We start from the raw sequence: 13,872 nt of genomic DNA, 5'->3' as shown, positions 1-13,872 counted from the left end.
CCTATATTATTATAAAGCCATTACAGCTTCCTTAAATTTATCACCACGCTCTTCGTAGTTCTTGAACCAATCAAAGCTTGCACAAGCAGGCGACAACAATACCGTGTCTCCCTTTTTCGCAAGATGAGAAGCAATCTGAACCGCATCAGACATTGACGCGGAATTAACGATCACTTCTGTGTCATCCTCAAAAGCCTCATGAATGCGGCCCGTATCTTTACCAATACAGATAATAGCCTTTACCTTAGACTTCACAAGATCACGCAACATGTCGTAATCATTGCCTTTATCCACACCCCCCATGATCAATACGATATCCGTAGAGAAACTCTCCAACGCATACCATACCGAGTTCACGTTTGTTGCCTTTGAATCATTGATATAATTCACGCCACCAACGCTAGCTACATGCTCAAGTCTGTGTTCAATATTTACAAAGGATCCCATACTCTCCTTCATCGACTGATTGCGCAATTCTTGAACTTTTGCAATCAATCCCGCCGCACTGTTATTGTAAACATTGTGCTTGCCCTGTAACGATAATTCTTCAATATTCATGGTAAAAACTTCTCTATTAGGTACTAAAATGTTCAAAGTGTTGTCTGCATCAACAAAAGCCCCCTGTGTTAATGCTTGCTCCTGTGTAAATGGCAAATGAATAGCCTTTGTCGGATGCTTATCCAATGCCGCTACTGTTTCCGGATCATCTAAACAGTAAATGAAGTAATCCGTCTCGCGTTGGTTCTGCAGCATTCTGAATTTCGAAGCCACATAATTCTCCATTTTATATTCGTAACGATCTAAATGATCGGGCGTAATATTTAAGATGACAGCAACGTCTGCACGGAAATGATACATATCATCCAACATAAAGCTGGAAATCTCCAATACATAACATGCATGCGGATCACGAGCTACCTGCAAAGCGAAACTGTTACCGATATTCCCTGCCAGACCAACATCCACCCCACCCTCTTTCAACAAGCTATAGGTTAGCATGGTGGTTGTCGTCTTGCCATTGGATCCTGTAATGCAGTACAATTTCGCATCGGTGTATTGAGCGGCAAACTCAATCTCTGAGATCAATGGTTTATTTAAAGAACGTAGCTGCTTGATTAATGGAGCCTTCTCCGGAATACCCGGGCTCTTCACCACTAAATCAGCATTCAATATCAATTCCTCACTGTGCTTGCCCTCTTCAAAAGAAATCTGCTCTTTTTCCAAGGTTTGCTTATAAGAATCGGCGATCTGCCCCATATCGGAAACAAATACATCAAAGCCCTTATCCTTACCTAAAATTGCAGCACCTACGCCACTCTCGCCCGCACCTAGGATAACCAGGCGGCCAGATTGTGGATAATAGGTATGTGCTATATTTGACATCTTCTTATTTTATCTAACTTTCAATGTAACTATGGTCAAAATCGCGAGGATAATCGACAGAATGACGAAACGCGTCACGATCTTCGATTCATGATATCCTTTCTTCTGGTAGTGGTGATGTAATGGGGACATCAAAAAGATACGTCTACCCTCACCATATTTCTTCTTCGTGAACTTGAAATAGGACACCTGAAGAATTACCGATAGATTCTCAATCAGGAAGACCCCACATAATACCGGAATCAAAAGCTCCTTACGGATCAGGATCGCAAAAGCAGCAATGATACCGCCGATGGCCAAACTTCCTGTATCGCCCATGAAAACCTGAGCAGGATAAGCATTGTACCAAAGGAAACCTGTACATGCACCGATAAAGGCACCGGCAAAAATTACCAACTCACTCGAGTTCGGAATGTACATGATGTTCAAATAGTCCGAGAAAATAATGTTACCCGATACATAGGCTAAAATCGCCAGAGTAATCCCCATAATTGCCGAGGTCCCCGTGGCTAGCCCGTCTATCCCATCCGTTATATTGGCCCCATTCGAAACCGCCGTAACAATAAATACGACCACAACTAAGAAAACCATGAAAGTCGCCCAAGGGTTATTCACACCCAAAAAGTCTAAGACTTTCGCATAGTCAAACTCATTATTCTTATAAAATGGAATATTCGTCTTGGTCGACTTCACATTCTCCGCATAAATCTTTTCGCCAGTTGATGGGTTGATAACCACCTCCACCGGTTTCGAAGAAGTCGGGTTGGTCACTTGCTGACGAACCACGATATCCGGATGGAAATACATGGTGATCGCAATCAAAACCCCAAGACCAATCTGACCGATTACTTTAAAACGTCCCGCTAATCCTTCTTTATTCTTACGGAATACTTTGATATAATCATCCAAGAATCCAATCGCCCCCATCCATACCGTCGTGATGATCATTAAGATGACATAGATATTATCTAGCTTCGCGAACAGTAAGGTTGGGATAAGGATACCTGCGATAATGATCAATCCACCCATCGTCGGTGTTCCTTGCTTCTTCTTCTCGCCCTCCAAACCTAAATCACGAATCGTTTCGCCTACTTGCTTCTGATGAAGCAAACGAATCAAACGACTACCGAATACCGTCGTGATAATTAACGAAACAATAACTGCCATGGCCGTCCGGAATGAGATATACTGGAACAATCCAGCTCCCGGGATATGAACATGTTCATTAAGCCAAGTAAATAAATAATATAACATCCTCTCTAATTGATCTCGTTAAATATATTTTCTAATTCCTCACGATCGTCGAAGTGATTCTTCACGCCCTTGATCTCTTGATACTTCTCGTGCCCTTTGCCTGCAACAAGGATAACATCTCCCGGTTGTGCTAAGTGAACCGCCGCACGAATCGCTTCTCTACGATCGGTAATCGAGAATACGTTCTTCTTCTTCTCCGCCGGCAAGCCAGCTTCCATATCTCTGATGATCTGTACCGGATCTTCTGAACGCGGATTATCCGACGTCAATATCACCTTGTCGCTCAATCGAGCGGCAACTTCCGCCATCTCCGGGCGCTTTGTTTTATCACGGTCACCACCACAGCCTAATACCGTTAATACCTGTTGACCTTGCTTTCTTAAATCAAGAATCGTTTCCAGCACATTCTCAACTGCATCCGGCGTATGGGCATAATCCACGATAGCAACAATCCCATTGTTCGAACGTACCGTTTCAAATCGTCCCTCTGCACCCGAAATCTCGCTCAAAGCAGTCAGAACCTTCATGGTTTCCTGCTCCAATAAAATGGCAGCGCCATATACCGCTAATAAATTGTAGGCATTGAAATGCCCAACCAACTTAACCCATAGCTCTTGACTATCAATCTGCAGCAACATCCCATCTAAATGGCTTTCCAAAATCTTAGCCTTGAAATCAGCCATCTGATGCAGACCATAAGTCTTACGATGCGCAAATGTATTTTGAAGCATCACTACACCGTTCTTATCATCGATATTCGTCAATGCGAAAGCGTAGCGATCTAAATCGTCAAAGAACTTCTTCTTTGCCTTGATATAGTTGGCAAAAGTGCCGTGAAAATCTAAGTGGTCATGTGTGATATTCGTGAAAATCCCACCCGCAAAGCGTAATCCAGCAATGCGTTGCTGAACAACGGCATGCGAGCTCACTTCCATGAAACAATAGTCGCAACCATCATCCAACATCTCACGCAATAATGCGTTCAAAGAAATCGGATCTGGTGTCGTATGTGTAGCAGGAACAATGCGATCGCCGATCTGATTTTGAACCGTTGATAACAATCCAACATGGTAGCCCAACTTCGTGAAAAGATTGAATAACAATGTCGCCACCGTCGTCTTACCATTAGTGCCTGTAACCCCTACTAATTTTAAATCTTTGGATGGATTACCATAAAAATTCGCTGCAAAAACACCTAGCGCAAATGAAGAATCATCAACCAATATATAGGTTACTCCCTCTGAAATTTCAGCAGGATATTCTTCCAATAACACCACGCTTGCACCTAACTCGACAGCCTTTGCGATAAACAAATGACCATCCGTTTGATGCCCACGAACCGCTACAAAGGCAGAACCTGCCTGTGCTTTTCTAGAGTCCAGACATACCGAAGTCACCTCTGCATCGAGAGTGCCTTGGTAATCCTTTACCGGGATAGCATGTAACAATTCTTTTAACAACATATTAGTGTAATTCAATTAACACCTTAGTACCCGACTTCAAACGCTGTCCGGCAGCTAATGACTGATTAAAAACTTTTCCTTTTCCACGTACAGTGGTCTTGAAGCCTGCATTCTCCATCGCAAAGATGGCATCCACTAAGCCCATACCTTTTACATCCGGAACAACCCCTTCTTTAAACTCTGCGCTCGTAAATGGCAAAGCGTTGGTGCTGTTCGCTCCTGAATCCGATTGAACTATCGCATTCCAGTTCACGGACTGAATACCCAACATCTGATAAACCTTTGCTGTGGCATCTTTCGAACCTCTCAATGTATATGGAACTTTCGCTCCTTTAAAATTTACCTGACGCTTGTCTAATGTGCTATGTAAAGACAGGTCATTCGCATAAACCATGTCTGCTAACTCACGAAATACCGGACCGGCAACTGACCCACCGTAATAACCATTTCTTGGGTTACGGATCACGACGATCATCGAATACTTCGGATTCTCCGCAGGGAAGTAACCAACGAAAGATGATTGATAACGACGAGCGCCATATCCCCTTGAGCCGTCCGCCATCTGCGCAGTACCGGTTTTACCCGCTGAACTGTACAACGGACTACGCAAGCGCTTTCCTGTTCCCTCCACCATTACACCTTCCATCATCTTCTGCATCTTGCGGATAGCATCTTCCGATGCCATTTGTTTATTAATGACGCGTGCATCAAACTTTTGCACGGTATTTCCTAAATGCTGGATTTCTTTAACGAATAAGGGAGCCAATAAACGCCCATTGTTCGCTACGCCATTCACCAACGTCAGTGTCTGTAACGGAGTCAATTTCAATTCGTAGCCGTAAGCCATCTGCACTAAAGACAATTTGCTCCATGAGCGGCTATCCGGCATCTTAACCCAAGGCTTACCTTCTCCTGGAATCTGCAAACCTAGTGGATCGTTCAAGCCCCATTTATGCAGCTTACCTGTATATTTTGCAGGGTTGCTACCATAATGCTGATTGATCAACTTGGCAACACCCACATTCGAAGACTCTTCGAATGCTTCTTTTGCGGTAACTTTAGATTTCTTCGGCGGATGCGAATCGCGAATCGTATGGCTCGGCACTTTATACGTACCGTTGCCAATATCTACAATAGTATTCGTGTCGATCACGCCATCATCCAACGCCACCAAATAAGATGCAATCTTAAAAGTCGAACCTGGATCCGCACCCTGCGCAATTGCATAATTAAATTTCTCTCTATAAACGCCTTCGGTATCACGTGTGAAATTCGCAATCGCGCGAACCTCACCTGTATTCACTTCCATAAGGATCACACAACCGTTATCAGCGTTACTTTGGATCAATTGCTTCTCCAATGCACGTTGCGCCATGTCCTGCATATTGACATCGATGGTTGCGATAATATCTGAACCATCCGTCGGAGCAACTTCCATCTCTCTATTCACCGGAATCCAGACACCGCCTGCGATACGCTGCATTAATTGTACACCGCTGCGCCCTTCGATATAATCGCCATAAGCACCCTCTAAGCCGACACGAACGGTGTCGCCTTTGGTATTTTTGTAACCTATGGTACGAGCCGCAAGATTAGTAAACGGCAAAATGCGCTTATTCTCGCGCACTGCTATTAAGCTACTTGAGTAGCGTTTCTTATTTTCTTTGAACCCTTTTAATAAAGGAAATTGCTTTAATGCTTTTAACTGTTGATGCGAGACCGCACGCTTGATCAACAAATAGCGCTGTTTCTTGGCGCGCGCTTCTTTCAATTGTCCCAAATATTGTCTGGACGATTTATCACCGAAGAATTTTGATAGTTGAATTGCCAAGGAGTCTACACGAGCGTTAAAAACATCGTTCTCTTCAGCAGGAATCGCCATCGCATCAAAACGAATGTCGTACTCAGGCACCGAGGTTGCTAATAAGCTACCATCGTTTGAATAGATGTTTCCACGTGCAGCTTCAACAACACGCTCGCGAATTGTCAAACTATCAGCGATCGCTCTCCAACGGTCACCGTCCACATACTGTAAATGCAAGAGCTTCCCGAAAACCAATAGGGCACCAAATACCATTAGCCCGAACGCCAGGTACACCCTAATCAATATGGATTTCCTAATATTCATGTAATGGTTCTTGTATTTACTGTTTAACTTCTTTTACTACTTGCAATTTGATCGGCGGTTCGGTTCTTTCCTTCAGACCTAATGTATCCGCACGTTTCGCTATTTCTGTCTGCGTCGTTAATTTCATCAACTCGGCATTCAACGATTTATAATCCCAACTCAACTCTTTCACCTCTTTCCCTAGGCGGTCGATTCGACGAACCGTATTCTCCGCAAGGTGTCGGTTTGAAATGTAAAGCAAACCCAACAAGGCCAAAAAAGCCACGAACGGTAGGTTCTTGGCAACGAGATAAGTAGAGAGCTTCTTTTGGGAGAAAATGGACTTCAGGAAATCTTCCGTCTCTTCCACCTTTTCTTCCAAAGCATCAGACATCTCCTCTTGCACTTCCTCGCTTAGCTCTTTATTTTTTATCGTATTCCTCGCCATTCGCTAGTCTTTGCTTCAATTACACCTTTTCTGCTATACGCAATTTCGCACTGCGCGCTCTGTTGTTTCTCGCCAACTCTTCTTCATTCGCCACAATAGCCTTCCGGCTGATTACTTTAAATGGTTTGATCTCATTCCCGAAAAAATCCTTCTCCACCTCTCCTTTGAACTTACCCTTCGCCATGAAATTCTTAACCAATCTATCTTCTAAAGAATGGTAAGACATCACCACCAATCGTCCGGACTCTTTCAAAACCCCAACCGTCTGTTCCAAAAACTCCTGTAGGGCTTCTAACTCTTTATTTACTTCGATACGTAAAGCCTGAAATACCTGCGCATGGTATTTATGTTCTTTACCTTTCGGAACTAATTTCTTGATCACCTCTTTTAGTTCAGCAACCGTATTGATCTCTTGATTTAAACGAGCAGTAACGATTGTTTTTGCTAAAGTCTTCGCATTGATGATTTCACCATACATCCCGAAGATGCGATGCAAATCCTCTTCAGCGTAGGTACTCAATACCTTGCGCGCATCTAAGTCCGAAACCTGATCCATCCGCATATCCAAATCCGCATCAAAGCGAATCGAGAAACCGCGGTCAGCATCATCGAACTGATGTGAGGAAACGCCTAAATCGGCTAAGATGCCATCAACGGCACGAATTCCCTCTAAACGCAAATAATTTTTTAAGAACCTAAAGTTTTGATGGATCAACGTGAAACGAGGATCATCCAAAGCATTCTTAACAGCATCCGGATCCTGATCAAATGCGATCAAACGACCCTTTGGCCCTAAGTGTTTCAATATTTCTTTTGAGTGTCCACCTCCACCGAAGGTCACATCTACATAAATCCCGTCTGGCTTTATAGCAAGTGCATCAATACACTCCTGGAGCATCACTGGTACGTGGTAGCCGATTTCGTTACTCATTCTCCATCCCTCCGAAATCAAATCCACCCATAACGTCTTCCGCTAGTGCAGCAAAATCATCGCCCATATCCGCATCCATAATCGCATCGTATTCTGCTTTCGACCACACTTCAATCTTATCAAACTGACATGCTAGAACAACATCCGCTTGAATACCTGCGTACTCTAACAAACCCTTCGGCAATAACACACGGCCCGCAGAGTCCAAAGACAATTCCGTTGCACCACGCATAAATTGACGAATGAAGTTTCTGTTCTTCGCATTATATTGGTTCAGCTTCGCCAGCTGCGCCATCTTCTTATTCCATTCCTCCCTCGTGTAAATCACCAAATTCTTCTCAAAACCTCGGTTCACGACAAGCCCTTCCCTCTCCGCTTCCGGCAGCTGCCGTTTAAGCGAAGCTGGAACCACCATTCTTCCTTTGGTGTCTAGCTTACATTCGAATTCTCCGATTAATTGATTCATTCAGTATACGTCTACACTAATTTTAATGTAAAAGTAGACACTTTCCCCCACAATCTCCCACAATCCCCCACAAAAAAGTTTTCCACATCATAATACGACTACAAAAACAGCCTCTAGCGCAACAAAATCAAAGGATTATATTGAATTACAATAAATTAAAAAATGTATCAAATCGATTGAAAACCATCGACTAAGGAAGGAATAATGGAAGGTTTTCCATAAAAAATTAGAAAAATAGGAACAAAGTGGCTGAAAGTGGGAGAAGATAAAACAAGCTCAAGTCAAAGCCATTCTAAACCCAATATTAACCCCAATCAAACCCGCTCTGGAGCGGGTTTAATTGGGGTTTGAATGGGGAGTAGTTAGTATTTAGTATTTAGTAGTTAGACCTATGGCGGCTATAGAGATTAGATGTTAGATTTAAGACATTGTCTTTGAACCAGGAAAGGAAGGATGCAAGGATGGACAGGATATCACGCCATCGGTCTTTATACTAAGTACTAACTACTAAATACTTTTTCTGAACCAGGAAAGAAAGGATGTAAGGATGAGCGGGATATTACGCCATAGGTCTTTATACTAAGTACTAACAACTATTTCTGAACCAGGAAAGGAAGGATGCAAGGATGGACAGGATCGGGTATAGCGTCCGATGAAGGAATGGACAGCATATTATCTAGGAGACGTTTAGTGAAACGTCTCTACGCGGTTCGTTATGAATACCGCCTATATATTACAAAATTGTATAGAAGCCAATTGGACGCCAATGCGTAGAGACGTTTCACTAAACGTCTCCTTTAACGCACGAAGCCTAGACCATCATCCAACACTATACATGATCCTGTCCATCCTTGAATCCTTCCTTTCCTGGTATTCTAGGTTTTTGACATATGCAAATTTTCTTTAATATTTTTTCTATCACGCTGCATAATGATAATCTTCCCGATACATCTCCTGTCGTCCGATCAAGGAAAACATGATCAAAATCAGCTTGAATTTCACATTGTTCAAGACCAACGGGTAAGCTTTGGTTGTGAGCTTCCGTTGCGCATATTCTCGGAGCGTCTTGTCATGTGTAATGGCAATCTTTGCCGCTTGGTTCAACTCCTGCTTTATGGCCTTGTTGGCCATATGCGAGACTCGCTTTCGACCGCGAATACTGGTCCCGGAAGTGTGCTCAAATGGTATCACACCGGCATAGACAGCGTATTTTCGGGGACCGGTAAAAGCCTTGAAATTCTCCGTATAAACGATCGTCATCCAGGCATTGACCGGGCCTATCCCTTTGACGCTTTTGAGGATCTGATAGTTCCTGTTGAGCGATTCATCGCTTTCGATGAGCTGTAAGATTTCTCGTTCTACTCTGTAGATCTCTTTCTTATAAACATCTATCATTGTTTTACTGACCTTCAGGATCACCTTCCCTGCGTCTTTCCCGTACATCGCCTTGCGCTCAGAGCTGCTCGCTTTGTAACCGGCCATCTCTCTCACTAGACGTTTACGAAAGGAGATCAGCTGCTTAAGATCAAATATTGTAGAATTCAATTTACCGCTTGGTTCGAGCATATAAGCCTTTTCTTCCCCATACTGGGCAATCCTAAAGGAGTCTTGCTTATCGCTCTTGCCACGGACCATGCCCATCGACTTCTTGATCTCTAGACCAGATTTGCGTGTATACGAAAGACCTTTTGACTCGCAATACTGCAGGAATCTATATTCATATCCACCAGTATATTCCATGATAAAGAAGACTTGGCTTGATACAAAACCTTTCCCTCGCATCCACTTTGCCAATTGCTTAAATCCCGAACTGTTGTTCTCGATCTTAATGAAATCATGTGTGCCCCAATGGCAGATGTCCAATGTCTTCTTAGAAACGTCGACACCTAAGGTAATACGATCTTTTTTCATGATCTAAACTTTTTAATGTAAATGATTGAAAAATTGCCCGTTACCTAGTACCTTTGAAGTACCTTTGATAATAAAACTATTCTAGTTTGGCCTTAGGCAATGAATAAGGTAGGCACAGATACCAGGAAAAGTCCTTAACGACTACTTCAAAATAATGTTCAACCTGCCTTATTCATCCTAACGCTTCCGTTAGGTAATACCTTATATCTTCTATTAAGTATTTATTCATCAATTACTCTCTGTTTAAACCAAAGGTTCAAAACAAAAGGCCCCTTCGAAACCAAACGTCCAAAACAAAACAATCCTGCCCACCCTTGCATCCTGCCTATCCTGTTCAAAACGATCCTGCCAATCCTTAAATCCTTTCTTTCTTGGTTCATAGACAAACTTTCATTTGTTGTTTATACCAAACGTTCAAAGACAAATTTTCCTTTCTTGTTTATTCCAAATGTTCAGAAACATCCCCCTTTTTCAAAACCAAAAAAGCCCCCCTTCCGTCTACATAAAATCCAATTCTTTATTTTAATATAAATCCGATAATTTTGTCCTTCTATAATAAAGACAGTAAATCATGCACAGAACACATACTTGTGGCGAACTAAGAATTGAAGATATTGGAAAAACCGTAACCTTAAGTGGTTGGGTTCAGAAATCACGCGACTTAGGAGGGATGACCTTCATTGACGTTCGTGATCGATATGGTATTACACAATTAACCTTTAACAGTGATGATGACGAGTCCCTTCGTAGCCGCGCACGTGAGTTAGGGAGAGAGTTTGTAATCAAAGCGACAGGAACTGTTATTGAGCGCTCAAGTAAGAACAGTAAAATCCCTACGGGAGAGATTGAAATTAAAGTGAGCAACTTGGAGATTCTAAACGAATCGAAGCTACCTCCATTCACTATTGAGGATGAAACGGACGGTGGTGATGATATCCGTATGAAATATCGTTATTTGGATATTCGTAGAAATCCGGTTAAGAACAGCTTACTTTTCCGTCATAAAGTAACGCAGGAGGTTAGAAACTATTTATCGAACCTTGACTTCTGTGAGGTGGAGACTCCTTATTTAATTAAGTCTACTCCAGAAGGGGCGCGTGACTTTATCGTACCTTCACGTATGAACCCTGGTCAGTTCTATGCATTACCACAATCTCCACAAACGTTCAAACAGTTATTAATGGTGGGTGGTATGGACAAGTATTTCCAAATCGTTAAGTGTTTCCGCGACGAGGATTTACGCGCTGACAGACAGCCGGAGTTTACACAGATTGACTGTGAGATGTCATTTGTAGAGCAAGAAGACATCTTGAATATCTTCGAAGGCATGACTCGTCACCTATTGAAAACAATCCACGGTATCAAGTTGGATCAATTCCCTAGAATGACATTTGACGAAGCGATGCGCACTTACGGAAATGACAAACCGGATATCCGTTTTGGAATGAAGTTCGGTGAGTTGAACGCCGTTGCGCAGCATAAAGAGTTTGCTATTTTCAACAATGCCGAACTTGTCGTTGGTATTGCTGTTCCAGAAGCAGCTTCTTATACTAGAAAACAGATTGATGAGCTAATCGACTGGGTAAAACGCCCTCAAGTTGGTGCATCAGGAATGGTCTATGCAAAATATGAAGCAGATGGCAGCATAAAATCTTCCGTTGATAAATTCTACGATCAAGCAGACTTATTGAAATGGGCAGAAGCCACAGGCGCTAAACCTGGCGACTTGATCTTGGTATTATCGGGTCCGGCAAATAAAACACGCGCGCAGTTATCTGCATTGCGTATGGAATTAGGAAATCGCCTAGGTCTACGTAAGCCGGATGAATTTGCACCGCTATGGGTAATCGACTTCCCATTATTGGAGTGGGACGAAGAAAGCGGACGCTATCACGCAATGCACCACCCATTCACTTCTCCGAAGTTAGAGGATATGCCGCTACTAGATACCGATCCCGGAAAAGTGCGTGCTAATGCATACGACTTAGTATTGAATGGTAATGAAATTGGTGGTGGTTCCATTCGTATCCATGATAAAGAAATGCAAGCCTTGATGTTCAAGCATCTAGGATTCACGGAAGAGCAGGCGCAGGATCAATTTGGATTCCTGATGAATGCCTTCCAATATGGCGCTCCTCCGCACGGCGGATTAGCATTTGGACTTGACCGTTTAACCGCAATTCTTGGTGGACAGGAGACGATTCGTGACTTTATCGCATTCCCGAAAAATAATTCAGGACGTGATGTAATGATTGATGCCCCTGCAACAATTGCTTTAGAACAACTAGATGAGTTGAATATTGCGTTGAAACCTTTAACAAAATAGTAGGAATCGGTTTTACCACATCCACTCATTAACGGATAAATTATTATCTTTATAAAAGTTGACCATATCCCGGTCAACTTTTATTTTTGTATACATCGCACACAATACCCTATGGCAGCATCAGTAGCAGACAAATTCCTTCAAGACAGTAAGACTAAATCTTTCGATTTGCGCCATCGCCAGATTATCAATACCAATATTGATAAGTATAATGTGGCTTTTGAGCGTGGCAAATCGAAATTTCATGACTTGGAGAATTCGAAACAGAAGGCTAATCTGATCAAATGGAAAGTGATGGAAAACCTGGACCGTTATTTATTGGATTTCGAGTCTAATTTTACGAAGAATGGCGGCCATGTGATCTGGGCGAATGATGCGGAAGAAGCAAGACAAGAGATTGCGAAAATTATCGAACAGCACAACGCGAAGTCGGTTATCAAATCCAAGTCGATGGCGACGGAGGAGATTGAACTGAATCACTTTCTTGCTAAGAAAAACATCGAGACTATTGAAAGCGATTTAGGTGAATTTATCATTCAGCTTTTAGATCAAAAACCCTATCATTTCGTCACTCCTGCTATGCACCTTAGTTTGGAAGATATTGCCAAGCTATTCCATGAGCGCTTCGAAACGCCCTTGGAAGCGACGGCAGAGGAGTTGACCATGAAGGCGCGGGAGATATTACGCGAGAAATATACGACTGCAGATATTGGCATCACCGGTGCGAATTTCTTAGTTGCTGATTCGGGAAGTATTGCCATTACGGAAAACGAAGGAAATGCACGCCTGACGACATCCTTTCCGAAAGTACATATTGCCGTTGTCGGGATAGAGAAGGTCATCCCGAATATGGGCGATCTGGATCTGTTCTGGCCTCTCCTAGCCTCCCACGGAACCGGGCAAAACCTAACAGTCTATAACACGCTCCTGAGCGGACCTCGAAAGGCCGCCGAGGCTGATGGACCGGAGGAAATGTATGTAATCCTATTAGACAATGGGCGTACCAATGTATTAGAACAAAAAGACCAACGTCAGGGACTATACTGTATTCGTTGCGGTGCCTGCCTAAACGTCTGTCCAATTTACCAAAATATTGGCGGTCATACTTATGAAACGACCTACCAAGGACCTATTGGCTCATTGATATCTCCACATCTGAACGGCATGAAGGAATTTAAACATCTGAGTTATGCGTCTTCCCTATGTGGAAAATGTACGGAGGTTTGTCCTGTAGGCATTGATATTCAAAAGATGCTGTTGTTGAATCGTCGCGATTCGGTTCAGGAAAATTTTACGACCGGATCGGAGAAAAAAGCTTGGGGTCTTTTTACCTGGGCCATACAGAAGCGCAAGATCATTGACTTCTTCGGCGGTAAGACCAAAAACTTCTTTGTAAGGAACTTCTTTAAAAAGGCATGGGGCGAAAGTAGAGAACTCCCTAAGATAGCAGAGAAATCATTCTCTCAGCAATATAAGGAAATGCAAAAGAAGAAGTAATCAAGGGTCTATTTGGACATTAATGCGTAGAGCCCTTTCATGAAAGGGCTCCAAAAAGAAATTCTTTACGCATTATCGTAGAATCG

10 protein-coding genes are annotated in these 13,872 nt (G+C 42.9%); 2 read left to right on the top strand and 8 right to left on the bottom strand.

From position 1 onward, the window contains the following. Window positions 1-9 precede the first annotated feature (9 nt). The 8 genes from murD to DSM08_RS04815 form a co-directional block, all read right to left on the bottom strand. Complete coding sequence (gene murD, locus DSM08_RS04850) at window positions 10-1,383, bottom strand: UDP-N-acetylmuramoyl-L-alanine--D-glutamate ligase (RefSeq protein ID WP_149525099.1); 1,374 nt, start codon at window positions 1,381-1,383, stop codon at window positions 10-12. Window positions 1,384-1,392: 9 nt separating this feature from the next. Next, a complete protein-coding gene (mraY, locus tag DSM08_RS04845; RefSeq protein ID WP_149525098.1) occupies window positions 1,393-2,637 on the bottom strand; it encodes a phospho-N-acetylmuramoyl-pentapeptide-transferase in 1,245 nt (414 codons plus the stop codon). Between the two features lie 5 nt (window positions 2,638-2,642). Continuing rightward, window positions 2,643-4,100, bottom strand: coding sequence for a UDP-N-acetylmuramoyl-L-alanyl-D-glutamate--2,6-diaminopimelate ligase (locus tag DSM08_RS04840; protein ID WP_149525097.1), 1,458 nt, complete (start codon window positions 4,098-4,100; stop codon window positions 2,643-2,645). A 1-nt stretch (window position 4,101) separates the two neighbouring features. Then, complete coding sequence (locus DSM08_RS04835; RefSeq protein WP_149525096.1) at window positions 4,102-6,228, bottom strand: penicillin-binding protein; 2,127 nt, start codon at window positions 6,226-6,228, stop codon at window positions 4,102-4,104. A 16-nt stretch (window positions 6,229-6,244) separates the two neighbouring features. Beyond that, window positions 6,245-6,655 (bottom strand): FtsL-like putative cell division protein, encoded by a 411-nt coding sequence (locus tag DSM08_RS04830; protein WP_149525095.1) that lies wholly within the window; start codon window positions 6,653-6,655, stop codon window positions 6,245-6,247. A gap of 19 nt (window positions 6,656-6,674) precedes the next feature. Further along, entirely contained in the window at window positions 6,675-7,586 is a 912-nt protein-coding gene (gene rsmH / locus DSM08_RS04825; protein WP_149525094.1) for a 16S rRNA (cytosine(1402)-N(4))-methyltransferase RsmH, read from the bottom strand. After that, window positions 7,579-8,052 (bottom strand): division/cell wall cluster transcriptional repressor MraZ, encoded by a 474-nt coding sequence (gene mraZ / locus DSM08_RS04820; RefSeq protein WP_149525093.1) that lies wholly within the window; start codon window positions 8,050-8,052, stop codon window positions 7,579-7,581. Before mraZ ends, rsmH begins: the two co-directional genes overlap by 8 nt. Window positions 8,053-8,970: 918 nt before the next feature. Beyond that, the gene (locus DSM08_RS04815; protein WP_149525092.1) at window positions 8,971-9,963 is read right to left on the bottom strand and encodes a transposase; all 993 of its coding nucleotides are present in this window, start codon (window positions 9,961-9,963) and stop codon (window positions 8,971-8,973) included. A 571-nt stretch (window positions 9,964-10,534) separates the two neighbouring features. Here DSM08_RS04815 and aspS point away from each other — a divergent pair. Next, entirely contained in the window at window positions 10,535-12,289 is a 1,755-nt protein-coding gene (aspS, locus tag DSM08_RS04810) for an aspartate--tRNA ligase (RefSeq protein WP_149525091.1), read from the top strand. Window positions 12,290-12,400: 111 nt separating this feature from the next. Beyond that, the gene (locus tag DSM08_RS04805) at window positions 12,401-13,786 is read left to right on the top strand and encodes a LutB/LldF family L-lactate oxidation iron-sulfur protein (RefSeq protein WP_149525090.1); all 1,386 of its coding nucleotides are present in this window, start codon (window positions 12,401-12,403) and stop codon (window positions 13,784-13,786) included. Window positions 13,787-13,872: the final 86 nt, after the last annotated feature.

The sequence above is a fragment of the Sphingobacterium hotanense genome (assembly GCF_008274825.1).
GTDB lineage: Bacteria > Bacteroidota > Bacteroidia > Sphingobacteriales > Sphingobacteriaceae > Sphingobacterium > Sphingobacterium hotanense.
This window is presented reverse-complemented; position numbering and strand designations above follow the sequence as displayed.